The sequence below is a fragment of the Paenibacillus peoriae genome (genome assembly GCF_022531965.1).
GTDB classification, from domain to species: Bacteria; Bacillota; Bacilli; order Paenibacillales; family Paenibacillaceae; genus Paenibacillus; species Paenibacillus polymyxa_D.
Map to the genome: position 1 here is coordinate 1057139 of NZ_CP092831.1, position 25864 is coordinate 1083002.

The following is a 25864-nucleotide window of genomic DNA, read 5'->3' on the forward strand; positions in this document are numbered from 1 at the left end:
CGTACCACTCCACGTATTTCCCGAGTGATCTTCAGCATAATAATAGAATATAGTCCCTCCTACAGACCCGCTCCATACTTCTCTCGTATCACCAGGTTCTATCTGATACCAGCCTATTTTAGAATAATTAGTGGGATGACAGTCGGAACTAGGATAAGCATAGGCAGCATAGATCGTGTTACTCGTGTTGTTTGTAAAAAAAAGGCTCATCATACACACTTCTTTCCTCATAAATTGGTATTACAATGTCATACTATGAGGAATGTAGAAGAAGAGAGTGGACAATATCTCTCAATCTATGAAAAATGAACCAATCGTTTACGTCCAATTTACTAAACGATTCTATGATTGTATCTCTGCTATCGCTTCAGTATGAGCTGTCTTGCGATCCACAATGTAGCTAACTACCATGAGTAGCAGACCGCCGACAGTAATTAGCGATGCAACCCATGGAATAGCGGCTAGCCCCATTTGATTAATAACAACTCCCCCGATAAAAGCGCCGCCTGCGTTGCCCAGATTCAATGCGGAATGGCTGGAGGTAGAGGCAAGCAAAGGAGCCTCATAGGCCAGATTCATGATGCGAACCTGAATACCCGGCATGATGCCGAACGCAGCAATGCCCCAGATAAAGACTGTAATAACCGCCAGTACCTTGTTTTGAAGCGTAAACGTCAGAATGGCCAAAATAATAGCCAGTACAGCATAGTTTGCGATCAGGGATGGAAGCAGTTTCCAATCCGCAAGCTTGCCGCCAACGATGTTGCCGATCGTTACCCCTAGGCCAAACAGGACGAGAATCCAGGTAATGCTATGCTCGGCAAAGCCACTAATATCCGTAAGCAAAGGCGTAATGTACGTAAAGACAGTGAACAGACTGCCACAACCGACTGCACCTGTGAGCAACATCAGCAGCACTTTTGGATTAAACAGGCTTCGGACTTCTTGTTTGAGACTGGAAGGCTTGTCCTGATGAATCACCGGAATATAACGAATGATACCAAACAGAGAAATCAAGCCGATGACCACAATGGCTCCAAAGGAAGCACGCCAGCCGAGTTGTTGTCCGATAAAGGTACCAAAGGGTACGCCTATAATGTTCGCCACGGTCAAACCGGTCAGCACCATGGAAATAGCACCCGCGCGTTTGTCAGGACGAACCAGTCGGGCAGCGATCAGGGAACCAGCTCCCAAAAAGGTTCCGTGCGATAATGCAGTAGCCATACGGGCCGCAATCAGAAACTCGTAATTGGGAGCAATGACGGAAAAAAGATTGCCTAAAATGAATATGATCATTAGCAGACATAGCAGCTTTTTCTGTGGTACCTTATGGGTTAATACGGTAAGCACAGGTGCACCAATAGCCACACCAAGTGCGTAACTGGTAATTAACTGCCCGGCTTGCGGAATTGTAACATGAAGATCATGGGCTACATTGGGCAGTAGTCCCATAATGACGAATTCGGTCATGCCAATGGCGAAGGCACCAAGGGTCAACCATAGCAAGGAGGGAGGGAAGCGGTTTGCTGTCATATTTTCTTGAGTACTCATAAGTGTCTTGTATCCTCCTGAAAAAATAGTAATGCGAGTATATCACTACAGGCGATATCTGGCGACCCATTTTGCAAGAATTTTACATACTAAGTTGATAAGTTTTATGTAATTTACAAAAGCGACAGGTAGGAAGGAGCCAAGTGTGTTATTTTGGTAGTATGATATGAAGATCGTAAATAACGTTGTAAGGAACGATCCAAGGAGGATACAACGATGGCACCTAAAGTGGTATATAGTATTACAGATTTAATAGGAGATACACCTTGTGTAAGGCTCCAACGGCTCACAGGGCCGCAGGATGCGGAAGTGTATGTGAAGCTGGAGTATTTTAATCCAAGCGGCAGTGTTAAAGACCGGGCGGCGGGCAACCTGATTGCCGAAGCGGAAAAGGCAGGACATCTAAAGCCGGGAGGCACCATTATTGAACCGACGAGTGGCAACACGGGAATTGGCCTTGCGATGAATGCGGCAGCCCGAGGTTACCGTGCGATTTTGGTGATGCCCTCGAATATGACGAAGGAACGGGTCAACATTTTAAAAGCCTACGGGGCTGAGGTCGTACTGACACCAGCAGAAGAACGGATGCCAGGAGCAATTCGCAAGGCACTTGAACTGGGGGCTGAAATTGAAGGGAGCTTTATCCCGCATCAATTTGAAAATGAGGCAAACCCCGATATCCACCGTACGACCACAGCACTTGAAATTTTGGAACAGACGGAAGGGAAACTGGATGTGTTCGTCGCTTCTTCGGGAACGGGCGGTACCATTACGGGAACGGGTGAAGTGCTGCGTCAGCATTTGCCAGATCTGCGGATTGTTGTAGTTGAGCCGAAGGGCTCGCCAGTACTATCTGGGGGAAAACCCGGTCCACATAAGCTGGTTGGCACCAGTCCAGGCTTTGTTCCCACCGTGCTGAATACGGAAGTGTATGACGAAATCGTGCAGGTTTCGGATGAGGATGCGATTGCTACGACACGGGCGATTGCTGCCCAGGAAGGGATTCTGGTGGGCCCCTCTAGCGGAGCTACGATATGGACGGCGATTCAGGAAGCTCGGCGTTTGGGAGCAGGCAAACGGGTACTTTGCATTGCCCCGGATACCGGAGAGCGATATCTGAGCATGGGGATATTCGGATAAAAAGATGTGGATTGGGACCAAAGTGATTCGACTCATTTATATGTAGTATGATCCAGCCTCATTAAGTGAAGTAACAAAAGTGAATTGGCGATATGGCAATCAAGAATACACAAGTATAACAAGATGACTCCTGGAGCGCCTACTTCTTCACTAGCCTATTATAGCTCGACCTTGAAATATTATCTTTGAAAGAATAAAGGATGATGGGAGCGATATAGTAGATTCTTTTTCAATGGAGGAACATAGACATTGAATACATCCTTTTCATAATTCATAGGTTAATTTCACTCCTGACAATTAATAAGCCACAATCCATAAGGTTGTGGCTTATTAATTGTCGATTATAGCTTATATTCGTGAGAATTTTAAAAGTCTCACGGTTCATGCTCCGTTCTTCGATCTTATTTGTCTCTTCAGGATCCTCTTGAAAAACCCAAATAATCAGAGAAGGAAACACCGAGCCTATTATCCATTTCAGCAAGAGCTGCCTCAAACGGGTCAACTTATTAGTTGACTGCTTAAATGGTTGTGGAAAATAGTATAATGTACGCTGACATTTTTTGGCTTCTCTAATATTCGTGCAGCGATTATACCCAATTCAAGCTATTTATCAAAAATATGCAGCGGCTACGCAAGTGGGTTGATCGGTTGTCCACGTATCGATTGTGACCACTCGCACACCATCAGGCCACAACTCTTCCGAACGCACCTATAGAGGTTAAATGGACTGAACAGCAAACGATCGCTCGCTGCCTCACTTTTCATATTTTTGGCGGCTAGTACGTTTCCACTAAAGACTTCGCGCAAGACGTACAATTTTTCATTGCCTTTTTCCGGCTGGACTCCACCCATAGACAAGAGAACGTCACCGTTTTGTTCCGTCGTTTCGGCCAGTATCGTACGAATATGGTCATCGAGATGCAGCAAAAAGAGCTTGATATCGCTCAACAGATTTTGGGTACTTGTTGGGATGCCTGTAGTGCGTCAGTCAGTTCCTTTACAGTCATGTCCTGTTTGAATCGCAGTTCGTCCACAAGAGCCAGCACATCGTAGCCATAGGACGAGCGCTTCATGCTAAGCATCTCTTCTTCAGCCGATTTATACGAGACACCTGTATAAGAACATATCGGATTCTTGCAAGCATACGCCATGCTCTAAGCGTCAATCGTTTCGCTCTGTGTCGGTATTTTTTTATGCCATGCCGCATGGGCAGCAAAATGACTGCAATTTAGGAGGTTTGGAATACCTTTCAGGAATAAAGTATAAAAAACGGGAGAATTAGATATATTCTTTATTCATCGACAGCAAGATATGACATACGGTCACTCACAATAAACGTGATTTAGGGGTACCACTGAAATCATGTTTATTATAATCTAATTCAGAGAGGAAGAGGAAAATGAAAGTAGATCAAATGTTTGACCTTGATTTAAGAAAGAGCTATGAGGCCAGTGAGCTTAGCCCACAAGCTTCAATCATCAAAACAACCATTAAGGTATCCAAAGCAGTATGTAAAACTCTTACCTGTATCTGTACCGGTTCTTGTTCCAATTGTAAATAATTCATAAGCGATTCGTAAGTCAGGGGTAGTGAAATAGGCTACCCCTACTTACATTATGGAGATTGCATGATAAAACCTAATATATACAATTGGCATGTAGCCCGGCTGACCGATCATTTTAGTTGTGGTGCAACTGTTGGTCAGCCGCTTACTATCCTGTTTATTGATACAGGCGTCGATAAATCCCACTCAGAGATCCAAGGTAATCTAGTTGAGGCAGAATGCAAGTCATTTGTACCTTATGAGCCTTGTCTAAGCGATTACGTCGGGCATGGTACACAAATGGTTAGCTCTGTTACCGGCAAATATATATTGAAGGGGATATGCCCTTTCGCTCGGGTTGTTGTCTACAAAATTACGGACAAAAAAGGAATAAGCAAGCTTGAATGGTTGTATAGAGCGCTGGAAGAGGGTATTGCTAAAGGATATCCAATTATCAACGTCAGCTATCGTACAGAATATGAGGTCGACTTATTCGAGTTCAATAGGTTTCAGGCTTTGGTTGACTGCGCCAATGCGCAAGGCATATGGGTAGTCTGTTCCGCAGGAAACGATGGACGCGATATTACGCAGGAGTACAGAGTACCTGCGAATTTAAAGGGAGTATACCCAATTGGATCAACTAATAAGAACGGGGATATCTCCGGGTTCAGCAATACGCTCAACGATCAATTTTTTGCGCCGAGTGGTGATGAGTATGAAATCAATTACAACAATGATTGGGTAATGGTTGCCAAATCGAGCTTCGACACAGAGGATTACTTATATGAAGTGCTGGGATTTGACAAAGCATACACAGTGGGTATCGGTACGAGTATTGCCAGCGCCTTATTCAGCGGAGTTGTTGCCTCTCTTAGCGGAGAGCTTATCGCGCAGGGGATGAATGCCGGACGCACAGAAATGGAGTGTCTGCTCCGTCAAGGCGCGAGACTGATTGATGTTCAGCGGAATTATTATGAAGTAAGCCTTGCCGGTTCAATTCGTGCTTTAAGACAGATGAGAGGTTGATTGCATGTTGGAGAACTTTGAAATCTCGGAAAATTACATGTACCGGAAAACGTTGCTTGGCATGGAGTATTATACGCAGATATTTGATCATGAACAACTAGATGATGATGAATACCTTGACAGACTTGTACGGTTCGTTCAGCAGCAGGGGTTGATAGATTCCATTTATGTCTCCAGCCCCTCGACCTACGCTGCACTGCAAAGCCTGGAACAAGGCAGAACATTGAAGTCCAAAAAAAAGCGGAATCTTATCCTAAGTCTAAGCAAGTTCATTTCGCGGGCAATTTGTAGACCAACACCGTTTGGACTGTTCGCGGGAGTAGGCATTTCCCGATTTGGAAAAACGGGAGGCGCCGGGGAACATGTCGTCTGGGCAACTCCGGATTATAGCCTAATTTACCGCTTAATAGGGCTTTTCCATGGGGATACGGATGTCCGCAATGAATTGAGACTGAGTGTAAATAACACCTCTTACATTGACCATCACAGGCTCGTCATCTCTTATCAGACTCTGTTTGCAGCAGATCAGGAGGAACGAAGCACTGAAAATATATCTATTCTCAAAACCCCGGTCATAGATTTCATCATGAAGATCCTTGATAAAGAGCAGCAGACTTTTCTGCAGCTTATGCAAGCTATAAAAGACGCCTTCGGCGTGGATGACACGATCAGCACAGATTTTTTGCAGCAATTGATAGAACAAGGCTTTTTGGTAAGTGAGATGATTCCCAATCCTCGGGATAGCGCTCCTCTGGCGCATCTGATACGTACACTAAAGCTGCTTGCTACTCCCAAGGCAGCATATTACTCAGATATTTTGGAGAGAGTTGGACAAGCCATTCAGGACATTACAGTTGCTGCGGTCAAACGCGAAGGCATTGAGGCTGTCCGAAAACTAGTCCAGCTTATCCTTCCCAATTATCAGGGCGACTTGGTCAAAATAGACGTAAGACTGAATCAGGTAAATGAAATTCTATTGTCGGACAGCGATAGGCAATCGTTGGCCCAAATAGCTTCAATATTGAGCATGCTTTCTACGTACAGGAAAGAGGATACACTTTCCGACTATCGTCAGCAATTTACTGAGAAGTACGGAGTATATGAAGAAGTGCCCTTATTGCAGTTGTTCAGTAAAACCTTGGGGCTCGGCAAACCTGAAGAGTACAAGAGCCACTACCAGAACGGAGATAAGTACAGGCACAAGGATGAAGGCAGGTTCCGACAGCTTAAGGCGCTAATTGCGGAGTGGCAGACCGAAGCGCTTGTCAATCATTCGGATATCGTGCTTGACGAGGTCAAAATCCAACAGCTGTCTGAATTGAGTCTGGAGAATGTCCATGTCTCGTTCGATTTGTATTATTCCTGCATGGAGAATGAGCAAGGTGAAGTTACGTTTTATTTAAACAACAGAGCCGGATCATTGGAAGCGTGTCAGAGCTTCGGAAGATTTGCCTACATGTTTGACAAGGATAGCCGTGATGAAATCTTCAATTTTGTCAGGAACCCGAAGGATCAGAAAGCAGGGGAGAGCGCCGCTGAAATCTCATTTTACCCATTCAGTCCCAAAATAACTAATATTATGACGGCAGGCCCGACACCAGACCAATCTATGGATATGGCCACGTTTCCCGAGAATCGGAAATTAGATGTTTCCCAGCTGCTGGTAGGGGTGGAGGATTCGGGATACTTTTATCTGAAGCACAGGGAAACAGGCGAACTGGTATTTCCCAAACTCAGCAGCATGTACAATACAGAGCTGGCGCCTTATCTGATCCGGTTTCTGAATGATATTAATCTGCAGTATCAGACCGGATGGTCCCATCTGGAGGAGTATCTCTATGATTCTTCTTTTACACCGAGAGTAACCTATAAAAATATCATCATCTGCCCCAAAAAATGGACATTATATGCGGATAAACAGCTCCAGAGCGAAGAACAGTTTCTGGCCTTTCTGGAGGATTGGATCATAAAGTATAACATTCCGCGATATGTATATTTGGTGGAGCTGGACAATAAGCTGTTGCTGGATTTGGATCGCCATCATCATCGAAAGCTTTTGCACAAAGAATATACCCGGAATCCGGAAGGCAAGGCGGCCGTTATTATGGAAACGGAGAAAGAATTGTTCGCTTCCGCTAACCGATATATGGAGGAGTGCGTATTTTTTTGCAAAAGCCCGATGTTTCAGTACTTGCCGATAGACAGATTGTCTGCACAGGCTACCGATAAAAGCTTAAATAAAGTGCTGAGTTCTTCGGTGAATGCCGTTTATTATCCAGGTTCGGATTGGATATCCCTGCAGGTATATTACAATCAGGAAATGCTAACCGATTTGCTGGGCAGTGCATTTAAGACATTCATGGACAATAGCGCCGAGTACTTCATTGACCAGGTTTTTTTTGTCCAGTATGCAGATAAGGAGCCGCATATCAGGCTAAGGTGCAAAATGTCGGGAAGCGTAGAGCATCAGCGTTTCACGGCCTTGAACTATGTTTTTGATTTCCTGAATACTGTAACCTCGTCCGGATTGGTTAGTTCCTATTCGGTTGTTCCTTACCGGCCTGAAATTTTGCGGTATGGCGGCGCAGCCTTCATTGAACAAGCGGAGAGGTTATTTGCTATCGATTCTTATCTAGTTTCAGGCTATTATGCAGGCAAGAGGTCAATTAATGCAACCGATCAGATGTTATTTTGCTGTACCGGACTTTTTGAGGTTGTGAACTGCGCGTATCCGCTGGCAGAAGATCAATTGAAGGCTATGGCTGCGATTATTGATCCAAAGAAATTCAGACAGGAGTATCGGGAACACAAAGAAGCGCTATTCCAAAGAATTCAACAGACCCGTTCCATATCCTTGCCAGCAAGCGATACAGGCGACAGGTTGCGGCAATACGCTGCATTTTTCACGGCTATCCGGGAAGCTGACGACAGAACCAATTATTACGATGATATTATGTTCAGCATCATGCACATGTTCTGCAACAGAGTGTTCGGCCTGGACCGGGAAAAGGAAGAGCTTGCCCTACACCTGTGCTACTACAGTTTGGAAGATTATTTACAGGTAAGCAAATACCATGTTGCTTATTGAGGAGGAGCTTATGGCGGTCAAACAAGTCCCGGGAAATTTATCTGAAATAGTCAGGCAAAGCGCAGAAATTTACAAAGATATAGATACTGTAACCCTGCTAATCAAGAAGCACGCCATGCATGATTACCCTGAAATGGAGCTGATATCATTGGCTTCAGGATATCCCGGGATCAGCCTTCTTCTGGATAAACTAGATGAAGTCTACCCGGGGGAAGGGTGGGATGCGCTTGCTTTCAAGTACAATCAGGAGATTGTGCGCTTAATCGGCAATATACCGTTCCATTCATTGTCACTGTATACCGGATTGGCAGGTGTTATTTATCTGTTCAACGAGTGTTCAAGAGGTTCAACAAGATATACGAATGTGCTCTCACAGACGCTGGATATGTTTCTTAGCAGCTATGGGGAATTCTATGAGGAGACAAGGGGGAAATTGGAAGACTCCTTGATTGAGGATAGCGACTTGGATTTGATTTCAGGATGGACGGGGATTGCAGCTGCATTAATGGAGGTTAAGGAACGCCAAGACAGATACGCTGGGAAGCTGGATGCGGTGGTCCTTAAGATCCTTCAACTGATTACGGATGCTGTAGGCAATCTGAGACATTTCGGGGAACTTCCCGAACAGACCATTTACTATAATCTTGGCATGGCGCACGGAATTACAGGAGCCATTAATTTGCTGGCTGTTGCACATCTCCGCCGCTACCCGTTAACAGGATTGAGAGAAGTACTGGAAGTTGCCAAGACTTTTCTACTCGGAAATATCAGAGAGTGGAACGGCACCCTTGTCATACCTAATATGTTCACACCGGATGAATCCGCAGAGACTAGTCGGAATCCAGGTTATCACAGAGATGCATGGTGTTACGGCACACCGGGAGCTTCTGTGGCTATGTTCCGGCTGGGATTGGCCCTGGAGGACAAAGCGCTGCAGCAGCAGGCTCTGCAATTGTTCAATACCGTCTACTCCAGACCAGATTCGCTAAGAAAGGTAATTTCACCGACGATCTGTCACGGCTATGCAGGCTTGCTCCTGATTCAGCACCATTTCAGCCGTACGGCAGCCATACCGTTCAAGAATGATTTTTTGCATCGTATGTTATCATACCGGAATACTCAAGAGGCAGTACCCTTTACAGACCTTGAGGGAAGCGTCGATGATCCGTTATCTCTCGATAAAGTAGGGCTGCTCGATGGATGTGCAGGTGTATTGCTGACACTGCTGACCTGTGATAATGAGAACTTGAGTACATGGAAGCAGATGCTGGTATTTAGCTAAAAGGAGGAGACGGTAATGTTCATTTTATTAAAAGAAATTATTACAGTCATGGTGGGACTGATTACCGATTTTCTCTCTTTTCAACTGGATGCATATTTTTATATTTGGTTTCTGGTCCTGTTTATTTCAAGCTTGGCAGCGACCCTGGTTCAACGAAGCGAAGGGACTATTACCTACAGCACAGCCGAATGTGTCGGAATAAATGTGCTAGTTGTCGTATTATACCTAGTAATCGGTACAATTTTGGCCAGATACTTTGCAAGTTTTGAGGATCAGCAGATTGTTGCTGGAGATAAGATTATGCTGTATAAAATTTCTTTTATGCTTACATCCGCTGTAATTATAGTGGATATTATACTAGATAGGTTGAAGAGAGGGCGGAAATTCTCCTACTCTTTGGAGTTTCTTGCCGGAAGCGCCGTGTGCTTCTTACTGTTCCAATTAAGCAACCAAACGGACTGGATAGGAACCAAGCTGTCGCTCTCCTATATTGTCATGGTAGCGATAGCCGCAGGTGTCTATACAATGGCAATGAAGTTTTTGCTAGAATACGAAAATCACAAAGAGAAATAGGTGATTAAGCCATAATGGAATTGAATATGGAGAGCAGGGCATATAAAAAGATTGGTGAAGAAAAACAAACGGCCCATTCCTTGCTGGAGTTAATCAAAATTGCGAGATGGCCCAAGCTTGCGCTTGCTTGGAGCATCGTATTTACACTGATTTCCGCCGCTTTTTCATTAGTATTGCCGATCATTACAGGCAAGCTTGTCGATAAGATCTCAGCTATGGAGCTGACGATCCAGACCGCAGCTGTGCTTATTTCGCTGTTTCTGGCCGGAGGGATTTTAAACGCCGTGTCTTCTCTGCTCCTCAGATATGTGGGGAGCAAGTTTTTTCAGGAACTGCGACTGAAAATTTGGGAAAAAATTATCCATTTGCCGGTTAATTATTTTGATAACAACGAGAACGGCAAAATCATCAGCAGAATGACGAACGACCTTGCTATTGTAAGTAATTTTCTGGCTATCACTCTGCCTTCTATTCTGGCTGATGTCCTGATGGTCACTGGTTGCATCATCATGTTATTTGTGTTGGATTGGAGATTAATGAGTGTACTCGTTGCTCTGATTCCTATAACGGCGCTACTAATCTATCCCATTGGAAGAAGGATGAATAGAGTAGCGATTGAGGCACAGGATGCAGCCGCAGATTTTTCCGGTGAGTTATCCAAAATTCTCTATAACATCAGATTCATTAAAGCGACGACGTCGGAAAAGCTTGAAATGAAATATACTCGGGAGATACTTGGACGTATCTTTCGCTTGAACATCAAAGAGGGAATATTGTCAGCTGTCATTGAGCCGATTGTAACAATTATCATCATGCTAGCTTTGGTAGGAATGTTTTGGTATGGAAGCGCCGGCATTGCCGCTGGACATATCACTACAGGTACTTTGGTATCCATGATCTTTTATTTGTTTACAATGGTTTCGCCTCTGACCCAGCTCAGCAGTTTTTTCTCGCAGTATCAGAAGGCCAAGGGAGCAAGCAAGGAAATTTATACCATATATAACCAGCAGGATGAGAAGCAAGAAAAGTTAGGCAGTGTGCCGGACATGAAAAGTCATGATCAGAATTCGGATATCCTGCATTTTGCCAATGTTTCTTTCTCGTACAACCAGGGCCAACCGGTATTATCCAACGTGGAGTTAACCTTCAGAGGCGGTACCACTACAGCGATCGTAGGGCCTTCCGGCTCGGGAAAAACAACAATATTTTCTTTAATAGAGAAATTTTACTCAGAATATAATGGAGAAATCTATTACAATAATGTATATTTGGATAAGATTAGGACGGAAGAATGGCGTCGCAAAATATCCTATGTTATGCAGGATAGTGACTTACTGGTAGGATCAGTGAGAGACAATCTGGTATATGGCCTAAACAGAGACGCGGATGACCATGAGATTTATGCGGCTCTTGATACAGTAGGCTTGAAGGAGGTAATTTATCAATTACCGGATGGTTTGGATACCTTTGTTGGAGAAAGGGGAGTCAAATTATCGGGGGGACAGAAGCAGCGAATCCAGATTGCCAGATGCTTGCTTTCAGACCATGAGATTCTGCTGTTTGATGAAGCTACCGCCAATCTGGATAGCGAGTCAGAGCAGCTTGTACATGATGTAATCAAGCTTCTCTCCAAGAATAAAATGACCATTGTTATCGCTCATCGTTTGTCAACCATCTACAAAGCGGACCAGATAATCTTTTTGGATAAAGGAGAAGTAACGGGGGTAGGCACGCATCACGAATTAATGAGTTGGCATGATAAATATCGTGATTATGTTCAATTCCAGCTTCCCACACAATTAAGTTAGGGAGGGGCGGTGGCGTTGTATCATCAATTGTCAACGTGGATCATTGATAAATACTTTCAAGACGAAGAATTGGAAGCGGAGAAGCGTGCTTATGTGCTTTATTATCTAGAGAACATACTGGCTGGCACAGAAAAAATACTTCTTGTATTGGTCAGTGCCTGTTTGCTCGGTGTATTAGCCGAAACGGCTGCGATGCTGCTTTCCTATACAGTGGTCCGGCGAAAGTCCTTTGGCTGGCATGCTCGCAAGTCGCATCATTGCACCTGGGTCAGTCTACTGACCTTTGTGTTTGTTCCCTGGCTCTTAAAGGAAGTAGAATGGAACCGCTTTTTTTTGGCGACGCTCTGTCTGCTTTCTATCATTCTGATTGCCAGATACGCTCCGGCCGATACGGAGTGCAATCCATTGGTAGATCCGAAGTTAAGAAGAGCATGCAGATTACAAGCTATCTTTTTAAGTATAGTGTTTGTTTTCGTGGCCATCGCACTAGATTTTTATCCTTGGTTAATATTCGGGCTGTTTCTTGAAGCAGTCGTCATCACACCAGTATTCTATTCCATAATGAGAAGGAGTTATGCCAATTATGAACAATATCAAGAATATTAAAGAACACAGAAATAACCATACCCAGAGACTCAAGGCTAAGCTACTGGAGCATATGAGTAAAAGAGGTGAAGGAGGAGGGATTTGTTTCGGGTTGTTCTATGAACCAGTCAACCCAAAAGTTTGGAAATTGAACAAAAAATGATTACATCCGGCATTTATTTTTTGCAATACACCAGCTATCTTGTAATATATCATATGGTCAGCGGCAATGGTCTAAGCGTTTTCCGTATGAATTATAAGCTGCTGCTGTTTTTAGTCATGTATTATTTTATCGGAATAACAGCTCTGAATAACTTCGGACTGATTGTTTACCTATTTCTATTTGTGCTACTGGCATTATACGGGTGGTTGACCGACAAATATGAATCCTTGTGGGTCATAGGCTTCTATGCCATCCTTACCATCTTTATTACGACACTGCTGGGTTATTTCATAACGGTAATCAGCTATGCGGTTCCTTATGAATATAAAAACAAATGGACGGCGCCCTTCCTAACCGCTTGTTCACCTCCGCTGATCTACTTGGCGCTCCGAAAGCTTGTGTCTTATTTGTTTCCTACTCCGGCGGTCAGGCTTTTGAAGCTATATCGGATTAAGCTTATCGTCGGAGCTTCTTTAATCTTAGTCTTGGGGATCATCGGACTCGGACTCATTATCTATTCGGAGTGTGAAAGCAACAATCCGTATCCAAGCAGATTAAAGATTGTGTTGATGCTGATCGGCTTGACCTCCATCTTCCTGATGACGATCAATTGGCTGTATCGCTTCCTGCGTGAACGTGAGCTAGAGAAGAACAAGACGGAACAATACCTGCAGCTGGAGGCTTATATTATGGAGATTGAAAAAATGTACGAAGACATCCGCGGCTTCAGACATGACTATACCAATATCCTGTTAATGCTGGACGAGGGGATCAGAACTGGGGATTTGTCGATGATCAAGCGGATATATGAGAGTTCTATCCAACCTACTGCTTCACAGTTGAACGGATATTCCTATAGTCTGGATAACCTGATTAATCTGGACGTGAGTGAGCTCAAGAGTATTATTACATCCAAGGTGCTGGTGGCAAAGAAGCGTGGAGTTGACGTAAAACTGGAAATTGATAGCGGTATCAGTGAAATGTATATGGATATTATAGACCTTTGCAGAGTAATCTCTTGTTTCCTGGACAATGCAATCGATGCGGCATTAGAGACCTGCAATCCGTCCATAAATATTGTACTGATCCATGAAGACGATATTCAGACGGTGACGATACGAAACTCTTATAATCATTCTGCACTTGACGGGATTAAGGTGAATGATCTCTACAAACGGAACTTTTCAACGAAAGCGGACAATCGGGGTCTTGGCTTGTACAATATAGCAAAGGTGCTGCGCAGCAACAAGTATGTAACTTTGGATACCAAAAAGGAACCGGATTTTTTCACGCAAACATTAATTATAAAGAGAGCGACATCATGAATATTTTTATCCTGGAAGATCAGTTTATCCAGCAGCGCATAATGGAAAAGATGGTCCGTAAAAGCTGCGAGGAACTTGGCATCTGCTGCAGCAATCTCATTGTCACCAGTAAGCCGGATCTCCTGCTTTTTGAATCTAAAGCTTGTGCGAATAACTTGTATTTCCTTGATATTGAAATCTCGGGTTGCCAGATGAAGGGACTGGAAGTTGCCCAAGAAATCAGAAAATATGATATGTATGGGCATATTGTCTTTGTAACTACCCACGGTCATCTGTCTCCGCTTACCTTCCAATACAAGGTAGCAGCTCTTGATTTCATTATCAAGGATGCTACTCAGGATGAAATGGAAAAAAAGGTAAGAGACGTTCTTGCTGTTGCCCATCAAAGAAAGCCTGTGTTGGATGTCGATGATTGGTTTATACTCGACAATAAATTTACGAAATTTCAAATTTCCTTCTCCAGCATTTATTACTTTGAAACAACCGGTGTTCCCCACAAAATCCGTCTGGTTTCCGAAAACAGAACTCTTGAGTTTTACGGCGATCTGAAAGATATTGAGGCTAAGGACCCCAGGTTGTTCCGGTGTCATCGGGCATTTATCGTAAACCTGATGAAGGTGGAATCTATAGATAAGAGCAAGAAGGAGATCATTTTTCAAACCAATCAGAATTCCGGAGAAGCAAGGCGCATTATTCCCGTTTCCCGCCAATTGTTGAAGCACCTCTTAGATAAGATGGGAGACCGGAGCCTCCTGAACAGACCTGTTTACGAATAGAATAGATATGGAGGGCATAGTCCTTCGGGAAGAAAAGGGGAGGAATATGGAACAAAGATTATCCGTTCAAGCAGAGGTGAAGGGCATTGATGCCACCAGTTTAAAATTAATTGCAGTATTAGCAATGCTAATTGATCATATTGGAGGGCTATTTTTTGCCGATTTTTTGGGCTTTCAGGTGGTAGGCAGAATTACATTGCCTATCATGGCTTTTTTTGTAGCCGAAGGATATATCCATACCAGAAGCTTCAAAAAATATACAATACGCCTTGCTCTAACCGGGCTAGCCAGTGTGGTGCCTTACGGATTGGTATTTAAAGATTGGTATACTTCGGGAAACATCATGCTAACGTTGTTGATGGGCCTACTGGCAATATGGTTCTATGACAACACGACCAATCCTGTACTTAAATACTTGGCGATTTCGGCTCTTTGCGTAGTCTCTTTTTTGGGAGACTGGAGTGTAATTGGAGTGTTACTGGTTCTAGCTTTCTATGTCGCTCGCAAACAACAGAAGATTTACAACGGATGGATTATTGCAATAATTGCGCTTATGTTCATTTTCGGAGTCATCATTATATGGGCTGTTCCCGATTCGCTCAGCATCATGGGCATCAACGCCAGCACAATGAACGAATATCTTTATCCGTTTGCGATCGGCGGGGCCTGTATTTTTGCACTCCCTCTGCTATCCCGATATAATGGAGAGAGGGGAAAAGGCCCACGAACCTTTTTCTATTTGTTTTATCCGCTGCATTTGCTCGCGCTTTATCTGCTGAAGTTGGCTATTGATTATTACATATAAGAAGGGCTGTCTAATAAGTAACTAAAATAAAAAAAATGGACGGGAAACGACATGTTTTCCGTCTATTTTTTTATATAGTGCGATCGGTATGAATGATAACTTGGCGGTGAAAGTCCACCAATATACGCAAAAATACCTTGCTTGGCCTCGTCCCGGATTTCATAACGATTAAGGTGAATCAGTTCTTTCTTCAGTATGCTGTGGAAGGACTGAACTCAATACAAGCATTGTCGAACACGACCGTAAGTAAGTGGTAAAATAGGTGTGTGATAGCGGTCCCACGGACTCTTCATATGTGGATGAAGCAGGGAATATTTTGAGGGTTGAAGGAGGAGCAGCATGAAGATTATGCCTTTACAGAAACGTGGAATCTCCGATAGTCGGCTGGCGCTTGGTTGTATGCCTTTTGGTGGTGAATGGAGCCATGCGCCGTTTACGCAGGAGCATATCGTTGAAGCGGAGAGAGCTGTAGAAGCTGCACGATCCATCGGGATTACGATGTTCGATCATGCGGATATTTATCGTATGGGGAAAGCGGAAGAGATTTTCGGTCAGATTTTAAAGGGACAGCCGGGCTTGCGTGAGCAAATCGTAATTCAGTCCAAATGTGGTATTTTTCTGCCAGATGGTACGCTCCCGGGCCGTTTTGATTTCTCATATGCTCATATTATGGAGTCCGTGGATGGGATCCTGAAGCGTCTGGGTACGGAATATTTGGACATCTTGCTGCTGCATCGCCCCGATCCGCTGGTAGAGCCGGAAGAAGTAGCGAAAGCGTTCAGTGAGCTCAAGGCATCCGGCAAAGTAAGGCATTTTGGCGTCTCTAATATGAATGTAAGCCAAATTCGTTTTCTGGAGCGGAGCCTAACGGAGCCGTTGATCGCTAATCAGCTGGAAATGAGCCTGGCCCATCTGCATTTTGTAGATCAGACCGTACATGTGAACCAGCAGGCGGGGACGAATGTACATTTTGGCGAAGGTTTGCTGGAATATTGCCAAACCGAGGATATTCAGCTCCAAGCCTGGGGACCGCTGGCGCAGGGACGTTTTAGCGGAGGTTCTTTGGAAGGGGCGCCTGAGCATGTCGTTAAGACGGCAGAGCTGGTGCAGAAGCTGGCTTCTGAAAAGGAAACGACACGTGAAGCGATCGTCCTTGGCTGGCTTATGAAGCATCCAGCACGGATTCAGCCTGTCATTGGCAGCGCCAATCCTGAACGAATCAAAGCATGTCAGGATGCGGAACGCCAGAGCGAGCTGATGACCCGTGAGGAATGGTATGAATTGTACGTCAGTGCGCGCGGACAAGCCTTGCCATAACTCGTTTAAAAGCCCTTTCCCTCGTCTCATTAACAGACGGAGGGAGGGGCTATTTACATGGATGTATCTCATATTTGCCTCAGTAGCTATTCCTCTTCGTAGCGTGCAAGGGCCTTGGCTGTTGTCTCCTTCATTCGTGAGATCAGCCGGGAGCCTTGGACGACCTTGACACGTTTGCCCAGGAAACGGATTTTGGATAACACATATTCACATTCGTCTGCCTGGAAAGTGAGTGTAATACGATAGGTATCTGCTTCCTGAACATATTCGACCTCTTTTTCAAAGCAGGAAAAAGCATATAAAATACGAGACATTTCACCGTTATATACAGGAACAATTTCGATGATGCCCTGTTCCTTGCGCGACTCCAGTATACCGAGTATACGTTGGGTGAATTTATCGGCCTCTTCGGGTAGAAGCTCATCTTCCGTGATGTTCACGATATTAGATAGCTTGGTAGACATGAGCGCGCGGTGTCTGCGATTATACCACAGCAGGCTCCATTCTTTTTTGACCATGGAAAACTCCAGCTTATATGGAAAACCGGACATTCGCTCATGCAAGCGTCCGTTGCGCAGTTTGTAGGTCACACAGATGCCAGAACGGGATCGCAGAATGGAACGCAATTCACGCAAGAGTGGATGGTATACCGAGACAGCAGGGATACCTGCCTTTTCCCGCAAACTTCCATCGGCCTCCAGCGGCTCGTCGTCTGCAAGTAATTGCCGAAGCTTATCAAGTGTAGCCGGGGTAAAACCCTCTGTCGCTGCCGAGTCTGCAAGCATAGATTTGAGCCAAATTCTTTCCTGTGATGTGGTAGCAAAAGCGCCCGATTCATCCAGCCGTGAGACGATCTGGTAGTTAAATATTTTCTCGAACAGGCTCATAATAGGCTTGCAGCTCCTTCCATTCCTGTCTGAATTCCTTCCGTAGCCGCTGAGGCTCCAATACCTCACAGCTTGATCCGAAGCTGCGAATCCACGGTTTAATCTCAGTGATTCCATTCACTGTGATTTCATAGATAAAGGATTCACTTTCCTCCTCCGCGATCGTACCCCATTGTCCCTGTGACAGCACACGTTCCCGAATAAAGTTGCGCTTCGCGCCCTCAGGATTGAAAAAACGTACCCGCACCTTCACAGGACGACCCGTATCAACAAGCCAGCTGTACCGCATTTTTTCTTCCAACACCGCTAGCAGATCGGCATGAAACTGCTCTGGTACAGGCTTGCCCTCCACCAATTGAGTCATGCCCTCCATACGAAACTTCATGATTCCTTTACCGCCTACATGACCCAGAATATACCAACGTCCATATTGATGATCATAGATGACTTGTAGGGGCAGAATGGTGTGTTCACGGCCGTCGGTCTCTTTTTCAAACAGCGGGTTTGTGTTTTGTGACCCGTACATGCTTCGTTTGGACGTCGAAAAATATAAAAAAGTTACACAGCGGCGTTGCCGAATGGCGTGTAGAAGCGGATGAATATGGGCTTCGTCCAGAATGCGTGAATAATAGTGGTATTTATATAAAAAAGGTTCGGCCATCTCCCGATCTCCGAGCTGACGGCGCATGGCTTTTTTAAGATGATCTCGCAGCAGATATCCCTGTACAGAGGGGAGCTGGGTGTTGGCCATAATGTCTACAAAATCATATAAGTCCAGCAGCTCCTCGTCCGTCAGTTCTGTCACCAGATCGTTGCGGACAGCATAGCGGTAAGGTCTGCCGCCGGGTTCCTTGCGAACGACGCCGACTTCAACCAGATATTTCAGATCGGAACGAATCGTTTTCTCATCCGGTAGTGAACTGTCGGAAGGCAGCCCGTTGCAGCAAGCATCCAATAGTTCCATGGTGGTCATAGGCTGTGACTGTAGCGCTGTCAGCAGAAGGGATAAGCGGACGCTTTCCGATTCCTTGAGCGATTTGGCCCGAAACAGAAATAACAATAATGGATCAGCCGATTCGTAATAATTAAAGCGCAGCATCTCATTAAAATCATGTCCGTGTTCCGCAGGCAACTGCTGTTGTACCGATTGGACAATTTCCTTGAGACGCCGAATTGTTTTATCAAAGGTATGTACCGAAATGCCCAGTCTATCTGCGAATTGCTGCCGATTATAGGCGCCGCTTGTTAATGTGAGCATACGCAGGAATTGAATTTCTTTATCAAAACTTTCTCTCGCCATGATGCATTCCCCGTTTCTGTTGCCGTTCTCCGAAAGCAAGTATCCCTTTATTCTAACAGGGAAGGGATGCAGGAAAAAGGGAAATTATTCATCTTTGTAATACTTTCACCATGTTCACGACTTCCAAAATAAAGCATCATAGGAGTATAAGATAGCACGATGAAATAAGAAGCAATACATAACAGAAGGGTGATGCAACATGTTTGGACGACGCAAAAATGAAGTGTTATATCCATGGGTAGGTAAGCTTTCGATTTATGAAACGATTAAGCAGGGACTGGACCCTCAGGGCAGGCTTACGGATGATCATTTACCAGATGATGAAGAATATTGGGCAGGTCACACGATGCGTTGGGTGGCAGGAGGATTGGATGGAGCATTTGGGCATCATGGCGCTGTCGGAGATGGAGAGACTGACAAAATTAAGGATCTGGCGCAGTTGTTGTCCAGACAATGCCGCAAGCCAGGGATGAAGACGAGACGTGAGACGTATGTACGCTTGATGGAGGAAAATGCGCTCAGCCTGATTGATCCGCTGCTAGATGCGGTGCGCGAGCATCCAGCAATTCAGCCGGATCGATTGTATGAGGAAGCACGTTGGCTGGCTGAGCACGGAGCACATCGCAATGTGGTGAAGGTCGGTATTGCGCTGCTTGGATTACTGGAGACGGATCAGCACCACGAACTTATTTTAACACTAGCCAAGCATGATGAATTCACGCTATATGCAGCTGTAGCTATCCGTAATATTTCGGAGCAGGCCAACGAACAATTGTATAATTTAGCCTCACAGGTACATGGCTGGGGACGTATTCACGTAGTAGAACGGCTGGAGCCTGCGCGGCAGGAAATACGTGACTGGTTATTAAGGGAAGGATTCCGCAACAATGTCATGTATGAGTATCTTGCTTATGAGTGTGCTCATAAAGGCGAACTGCATACAGCCATCGCTGTACCGCACATTGATCAGGAGTTGTTTGACGGGGCGGGTGATATTCTATCGGCTTTGCTGGCAGCAGGCGGACCTGCGGAAAGTATAGACGATTATGAGCATGCCACTATGGTCATAGGCAACTACCTTCGCCATGCTAAGACCATGTGTACGACTGTGAAGCATTTTACGATCATCATGGATATTGCGGATTTTCTCGATGAAGAAGACGATTCATGGGAGGCACGTTATGAGCATGAATGGACGCCGGAATTACGTAAACGTTACGCGTCAATATGCCAGCAGATGATGGACGATCCGCAGTGGGTGAAGCCGGTAGAGCAGGAACTGCAGTATGCAGATTCACCGCATCTCCACTGCGCCATTCGCGTAGCTCGAATGCTAGCACTAGATGTATGGCCCGTGCTATTTGATCAATTAAGTAAATATCCAGTCAAGCCTAATCTATACTTTGAACTCATCAAGACAGAGGATGAACAGCGGGCTCGTAAGCTGGTGGCTTTTGCAGAAAAGCACTTGCCTCTGGAAGAAATTGCTTCTGGTCCTGCTGATGTGCCGGGCTTTGGACCGGAGTATGAAGCGCATCAATGTCTGGGTATTTTGCTTCAGCTATTGTCTTCTTACGAAGGAATGGGACAAGAGCTAGTTGCTGCCGGACTTTGGAGTCCGGTGATCTCCAATCGTCATGCAGCACTTCATGTACTCAAGGAATGGCCTTCTGAGATGTGGGGAGAGGAAACGACAGAGCGTCTTCGCCGCTTATCGATAGATGAAACGGAGGAGTCGATTAGAGAACAGATTCGGGAAATACTTTAATGATAAGGGAGGGAACAACATGACGGATATGAAGCATGGGCAGGGTTTCATTCAACCGGAAATGCGTGAGACGATTTTGCGTGAGCTGCGCGCGTTGGAGCAAGCGGAGCAGGTGCGCATTGTATACGCCTGTGAATCAGGTAGTCGGGCGTGGGGGTTTCCTTCACAGGACAGTGACTATGATGTACGATTTATCTATGTAAGACCCATAGAATGGTATTTATCTATTTTTGATAAGCGGGATGTGATTGAACGGCCAATCAGCGATTTGCTGGATATAAACGGCTGGGATTTAAAAAAGGCGCTCCAATTGTTTCGCAAATCCAATCCGCCTTTGCTGGAATGGCTGCAATCTCCGATTTCCTATCTGGAGCAATATGCAGTGGCTGATCAGATTCGTGCGATCTCGCCGTTAACCTTCTCTCCGAAGTCCTGCATGTACCATTATCTGAATATGGCGCGGGGAAATTATCGGGATTATTTGCAGGGAGAACAGGTGAAGATTAAAAAGTATTTTTACGTGCTGCGCCCGTTGCTGGCCTGTAGCTGGATTGAACGTCACAACAGCATGCCTCCAATGGAATTCGTAGAATTGCTAGAGGAACTCATTCCGGCACATACCGAACTTTATCAGGTGATCGAACATTTGCTTGATCGTAAAAAAGCGGGCGAGGAGCTGGATGTGGAGCCACAGCTTTCGGTGGTGAATGATTTTATCCAGCAGCAAATTGCTTATTTTGAACAAAAGGCGCCCTTGCTTCAGCATATGGAGAGTGGACGTGATCAGCAGTTGGATGATATGTTCCGCGCTGCGGTGAATGAAGTATGGAAAGTATAAGCTGGGAAGGAGAAGTAGAGTATGCACATCACGCTAAAAGCAACCGGAAACAATGCTGGGATGATTTCGCACTTGCTTGCCAAAAATCCCTACAATACGTATGATCGCACGGAAAAGGGTGCGCGTGTACGCATGGTGTACACCGTGTTTACCGAGGAAGAGGCAGAAATCGTCATTCAGGCTTCGCCAGATTCGATAGATTTGGTCAAAAACAGTCCAGATAGCTATGATATTACACAATATATTAATGACCGGGAGTTTGTAACCAGCAGCTTATTTTGCACCTATATTCGTGGCTCGCTTGGTACGGCACTGAACGGCAAACCCAAAGAAGAGTATGCAGAATGGGTGACGCATCCTTTCGCGCTGGAGTTATCGTTTGGGCCTGTTGCTTCGGATTTACCGGATTCTGTGGTGGAGGGACTATTTGCTCCGCTGGGCTATCAAGTGGACATAGAACGAGGGGAAGCAGACTATTCTTTTCAGCTGAAAAATCGAAGCACTGTCAGATATGTCACGTTAAGTGGCCATCAGACGGTGCAGTATGCGCTACGTCAGTTATTGCTGTTGATTCCGGTGTTGGATAACTATAAGCACTACTATATCAGTGAAGAAGAGTTTGACAAGCTGAGACGTTACGGTGAAGGCTGGCTGTCAGCGCATCCGCTACGCGAGCTTATCATTCGACGCACGCTTCGTTTTACCAATCTGATTGAGCAATTTGAGCAATCTGATTGTGATGAAATAGGTATTAAAAAACATATTGAAAAGGATACTGTCCAAGCTCAAAAGGATAAGCACGAACAGATTCAACAGCCAGAACAGCCACATGAGGAAGGGAAGCAACAGCCTACAGTACGGCTAAATGAGCTGCGGTATCAAGCTATTATGGACGTAATTCGCAAGCTGCCTCGCAGACAGAAAATCGTAGATTTGGGTTCAGGGGAAGGGAAGCTATCGGCTCGGATGGCCCGAATGACGGGCGTTGAAGAGATTTGGGCGGTGGAGCCGTCTGCGTATGCACAGTTGAGAGCCGTGGAGCGTTTTAACAAGCTGGAAAGGCATGCCGATGCGACCAGTCCTACACCCATGATGGGCTCTCTCTTTTATTATGATGAACAATTGCGGGGAAAAGATGTGATGATCCTATGTGAGGTCATTGAGCATGTGGATGAGCATCGTCTGAACCGGGTGATGAAGACGATTGTAACGGAGTATCAGCCGGGCGTGCTGATCGTGACGACTCCCAATCGTGAATATAATGAAGTGTATCGTATGAATCAGCAAGAGATGCGGCATGGCGATCACCGTTTTGAATGGAGTAGAAGCGAGTTTCAGGAACGATGTGAGCAGTGGATTGTGGAAGCTCCTTATTCGGTAGCGCTGAAGGGGATCGGAGAAGAGGTCGAAGGCTTTGGACAACCGACCCAAATGGCTATATTTACGCGCAGAAAGGAGCAGAAGGAAGCATGAGCAATTCATCCAAACGTACGATTCATTTACCGCATGCTGGACTGGTTGTGTTGGTGGGGGCCTCCAACAGTGGGAAAACCACATTATTAGACAAGCTGGTGAGCGAAGGGATTCTGCTGGAGACAGAAGTGGTATCCTCGGATCATTTTCGCAAGCTGGTCGGAGATACGGAATTTATAGACTGGAGTGGACTTCCAAGACTGGAATCGGACGTACTGTTCTATGAGTATCAGCAAATGTCAGCCAAGGCGTTTGAGGCGATGGATACGATTCTGGCTATGCGCTGTCGCTTGAATAAGCTGACGGTTGTGGATGCCACCCATTTGTATGCTGAGGACCGTCAAAAATATGTACAGTTGGCAGCCAAGGCGCATGTTCCTGTAATGGCTTTGGTACTGGATGTATCCGAAGCTGTGCTGCTGGAACGTGATTTAGGCAGGGAGCATCCGCGTGGCCGCCAACGGGTCAAGCAGCAGGCACAGCTGTTAAAGCGGAACCTGCGTGGGATCCGTGAGGAAGGCTTTAACGCTTGCTATATCCTTAAGGATATAGAAGAAATGAATTTTGTTCGCCGTGCGCAGCCACTGTTTCATGAGATTGGCTCAGGTATTGACATCATTGGTGATATCCATGGGTGCTACCGTGAGATGCTGGAAGTGATAGAGCGGCTAGGATATACGGAAGATACGGAAGGACTATACCATCATCCAGATGGCAGAAGACTGGTATCTGTCGGGGATGTGATGAGCCGTGGCCCCAAATCGTTACAAGCGGTGCAGTTCTGGAAAAAGCACGTGGATGCTGGACTAGCGTATATGATTGACAGCAATCATGGCTGGAAAATCGGCCGTTACCTTGATGGAAGAAAGGTGACTCTCAGTCATGGGGATGAACGATTTGCAGAGGAACTGGCCCAGTATGAACAAAAAGCGGGCAAGGCAGCGGCGGAACAGCTTAGAAGCGAGTTAAGGGATTTTCTGCTACATGCACCCTCACATCTTATTTTTGGCAGGAATGGATTGCGACACGTGGTCGTGGCTCATGCGGGGATTAAGGATCATTTTATCGGCAAACAGTCGGCACGTATTTCTGATTATTGCCGTTATGGAGATACGGAAGGACAGGATGCAGACGGAAAACCAATCCGCAAAGATTGGTTCGTAGACCATGAATCGGGAGAAATAGTAGTATGGGGACATGATCCTAGACCGCAGCCTACCCTTGTGAATCAGACGGTGAATATTGATCAGGGTGTGGTATTTGGCGGTATGCTGACCGCTTATCGTTTTCCGGAAAAGGAATTTGTCAGCGTTCCGGCACATGAGAATTATGCGAATGATCCCGATAGCCCACTTGTCCGGTGGCAGAGAAAACGGTTTTCCCCGCCGAATTTACGCAAGCTCATCGCTGGTTACAGTGTACTGACGGAATCGTATGGCGAAGTGCGCGTTCAAGGAGAATCGGTCAAAACCGCTATAGATGCCGTGTCACATGTGACAGTACCGATAGAGGAACTGGTGTATATTCCACCGACCATGAGTCCTGCTCCAGCGGTGTCTGCAGAGGAAGGTTATCTGGAGCATCCGCGTGAAGCGCTGGCTTATTATCGCGGGCAAGGGGTACAAACGATGGTGGCTGAGAAAAAACATATGGGTAGCCGGGCTATTTTGCTATTATTCAAAAACGAACAGGCCGCTGTCGAGTATGTAGGCTACCCGACATTGGGCACGATCTACAGTCGGAGCGGGAGAGCTTTCTTTGAACAAAGCCTTGGGAAGCAAGTGCTGGAAAAGCTGAATGTGGATCTACGGACTGCCGGATATTTTGAACGGAACCAGACGGATTTTGTGTTGCTGGATGCGGAAATTGTACCGTGGAATCTCAAGGCTCGGGAATTGATTGCTGCACAGTATGCGCATGTGGGTGAAGCAGCTCTGCTGGATCGCAGTAAGCTGGTAGACAAGCTGAAGCAGGCGAAGGTTGCGGGCCGAGAGGTTGGAGACTGGTTGGAGGAAATGGAACAGAAGTACGCGAATGCCGTGACGTTTCAAGAGGCTTTTCAAAAATATTGCTGGGATGTGGACGGTCTGGATGAGATTCGTATCGCACCGTTTCATACGCTGGCACACAGCGGAAAGACTTTTTTCGACCATTCTCATATTTGGCATATGGAGCAAAACCGGGAGCTGGCTGGGCTGTCTTCCCTGTTTATGGAGACAGAGTATCGCGTGATCACGGACGAAGCAAGCGAGGAAGAGGTCATTCGTTGGTGGAACGAGATGACAGAGGATGGTCATGAGGGGATTGTGATCAAGCCGGAACGCTTTTTGATGAAAAATCGGGACAAGATGATTCAGCCTGCAATCAAGGTGAGAGGCCGGAAGTATTTGCACATCATTTACGGTATGGATTATCTTGCCCCTGAGAATTTAAAGCGTCTGAAGCAGCGTCGAACGAACAAAAAGGAGCGTCATGCCCTGATGGAAGGAGCGCTTGGTATGGAAGGCGTGGAACGTTTTGTCCGCAAGGATACGGTAGATCGTATTCATGAATGCGTCCTTGCCGCACTATCTCTGGAATCAGAGCCGATTGATCCAAGATTGTAGTTTGCGAGGG

At 45.7% G+C, this 25864-nt stretch carries 20 protein-coding genes and 1 pseudogene; 16 read left to right on the plus strand and 5 right to left on the minus strand.

Annotation, left to right across the window (positions count from 1 at the left end):
- Positions 1 to 9: 9 nt before the first annotated feature.
- Positions 10 to 231 (minus strand): annotated as a pseudogene (locus MLD56_RS26090) (DUF1036 domain-containing protein); the annotation flags it as partial.
- 111 nt (positions 232 to 342) lie between these two features.
- Positions 343 to 1551, minus strand: a complete 1209-nt coding sequence (locus MLD56_RS04785; RefSeq protein ID WP_029517609.1) for an MFS transporter — start codon at positions 1549 to 1551, stop codon at positions 343 to 345.
- A gap of 216 nt (positions 1552 to 1767) precedes the next feature.
- On the opposite strand from MLD56_RS04785, the gene cysK reads away from it, so the two are divergent.
- The gene (gene cysK / locus MLD56_RS04790) at positions 1768 to 2691 is read left to right on the plus strand and encodes a cysteine synthase A (protein ID WP_029517608.1); all 924 of its coding nucleotides are present in this window, start codon (positions 1768 to 1770) and stop codon (positions 2689 to 2691) included.
- A 944-nt stretch (positions 2692 to 3635) separates the two neighbouring features.
- Here cysK and MLD56_RS25960 read toward each other — a convergent pair.
- Positions 3636 to 3764 (minus strand): hypothetical protein, encoded by a 129-nt coding sequence (locus MLD56_RS25960; RefSeq protein ID WP_256026159.1) that lies wholly within the window; start codon positions 3762 to 3764, stop codon positions 3636 to 3638.
- A 326-nt stretch (positions 3765 to 4090) separates the two neighbouring features.
- Here MLD56_RS25960 and MLD56_RS04795 point away from each other — a divergent pair, with 326 nt between their 5' ends.
- The 11 genes from MLD56_RS04795 to MLD56_RS04845 all read left to right on the plus strand — a co-directional run bounded on the left by MLD56_RS04795 (position 4091) and on the right by MLD56_RS04845 (position 16982).
- Entirely contained in the window at positions 4091 to 4252 is a 162-nt protein-coding gene (locus MLD56_RS04795) for an epilancin family lantibiotic (RefSeq protein WP_080561132.1), read from the plus strand.
- 66 nt (positions 4253 to 4318) lie between these two features.
- Positions 4319 to 5260, plus strand: a complete 942-nt coding sequence (locus MLD56_RS04800) for a S8 family serine peptidase (RefSeq protein ID WP_209018268.1) — start codon at positions 4319 to 4321, stop codon at positions 5258 to 5260.
- Positions 5261 to 5264: 4 nt separating this feature from the next.
- Positions 5265 to 8348 carry a lantibiotic dehydratase gene (locus tag MLD56_RS04805; RefSeq protein ID WP_029517605.1) on the plus strand — a complete coding sequence of 1028 codons (3084 nt, stop codon included), beginning with the start codon at positions 5265 to 5267 and terminating at the stop codon, positions 8346 to 8348.
- Positions 8349 to 8358: 10 nt separating this feature from the next.
- Positions 8359 to 9630: a lanthionine synthetase C family protein gene (locus MLD56_RS04810; protein ID WP_241113481.1), complete on the plus strand. Its 1272-nt coding sequence runs from the start codon at positions 8359 to 8361 to the stop codon at positions 9628 to 9630.
- 15 nt (positions 9631 to 9645) lie between these two features.
- The gene (locus MLD56_RS04815; protein WP_016819877.1) at positions 9646 to 10203 is read left to right on the plus strand and encodes a DUF5823 family protein; all 558 of its coding nucleotides are present in this window, start codon (positions 9646 to 9648) and stop codon (positions 10201 to 10203) included.
- Positions 10204 to 10217: 14 nt separating this feature from the next.
- Positions 10218 to 12011, plus strand: a complete 1794-nt coding sequence (locus MLD56_RS04820) for an ABC transporter ATP-binding protein (RefSeq protein ID WP_029517602.1) — start codon at positions 10218 to 10220, stop codon at positions 12009 to 12011.
- A gap of 9 nt (positions 12012 to 12020) precedes the next feature.
- The gene (locus MLD56_RS04825) at positions 12021 to 12617 is read left to right on the plus strand and encodes an accessory gene regulator AgrB (protein ID WP_230585093.1); all 597 of its coding nucleotides are present in this window, start codon (positions 12021 to 12023) and stop codon (positions 12615 to 12617) included.
- A 228-nt stretch (positions 12618 to 12845) separates the two neighbouring features.
- Positions 12846 to 14084, plus strand: coding sequence for a sensor histidine kinase (locus tag MLD56_RS04830; protein WP_230585094.1), 1239 nt, complete (start codon positions 12846 to 12848; stop codon positions 14082 to 14084).
- Positions 14081 to 14860, plus strand: a complete 780-nt coding sequence (locus MLD56_RS04835) for a LytR/AlgR family response regulator transcription factor (protein WP_029517599.1) — start codon at positions 14081 to 14083, stop codon at positions 14858 to 14860. Before MLD56_RS04830 ends, MLD56_RS04835 begins: the two co-directional genes overlap by 4 nt.
- Before the next feature lie 46 nt (positions 14861 to 14906).
- Positions 14907 to 15665 (plus strand): TraX family protein, encoded by a 759-nt coding sequence (locus MLD56_RS04840; protein WP_029517598.1) that lies wholly within the window; start codon positions 14907 to 14909, stop codon positions 15663 to 15665.
- 339 nt (positions 15666 to 16004) lie between these two features.
- Entirely contained in the window at positions 16005 to 16982 is a 978-nt protein-coding gene (locus tag MLD56_RS04845) for an aldo/keto reductase (protein ID WP_029517597.1), read from the plus strand.
- 86 nt (positions 16983 to 17068) lie between these two features.
- Here the strand turns inward: MLD56_RS04845 and MLD56_RS04850 are convergent, their stop codons facing one another.
- On the minus strand, positions 17069 to 17869 hold the full coding sequence (locus MLD56_RS04850) for a WYL domain-containing protein (protein WP_029517596.1): 801 nt from the start codon (positions 17867 to 17869) through the stop codon (positions 17069 to 17071).
- Entirely contained in the window at positions 17844 to 19169 is a 1326-nt protein-coding gene (locus MLD56_RS04855) for a helix-turn-helix transcriptional regulator (RefSeq protein ID WP_029517595.1), read from the minus strand. Before MLD56_RS04855 ends, MLD56_RS04850 begins: the two co-directional genes overlap by 26 nt.
- 199 nt (positions 19170 to 19368) lie before the next feature.
- Between MLD56_RS04855 and MLD56_RS04860 the strand changes: the two genes are divergently transcribed.
- From MLD56_RS04860 to MLD56_RS04875, 4 genes are read left to right on the plus strand one after another with little or no spacing between them, the layout of a single operon-like run.
- Positions 19369 to 20937 (plus strand): hypothetical protein, encoded by a 1569-nt coding sequence (locus MLD56_RS04860; protein ID WP_029517594.1) that lies wholly within the window; start codon positions 19369 to 19371, stop codon positions 20935 to 20937.
- A 19-nt stretch (positions 20938 to 20956) separates the two neighbouring features.
- Entirely contained in the window at positions 20957 to 21775 is an 819-nt protein-coding gene (locus MLD56_RS04865; protein ID WP_029517593.1) for a nucleotidyltransferase domain-containing protein, read from the plus strand.
- 21 nt (positions 21776 to 21796) lie between these two features.
- On the plus strand, positions 21797 to 23248 hold the full coding sequence (locus MLD56_RS04870; protein WP_029517592.1) for a 3' terminal RNA ribose 2'-O-methyltransferase Hen1: 1452 nt from the start codon (positions 21797 to 21799) through the stop codon (positions 23246 to 23248).
- On the plus strand, positions 23245 to 25854 hold the full coding sequence (locus MLD56_RS04875) for a polynucleotide kinase-phosphatase (protein ID WP_029517591.1): 2610 nt from the start codon (positions 23245 to 23247) through the stop codon (positions 25852 to 25854). The genes MLD56_RS04870 and MLD56_RS04875 overlap by 4 nt, the downstream gene beginning before the upstream one ends.
- Positions 25855 to 25864: the final 10 nt, after the last annotated feature.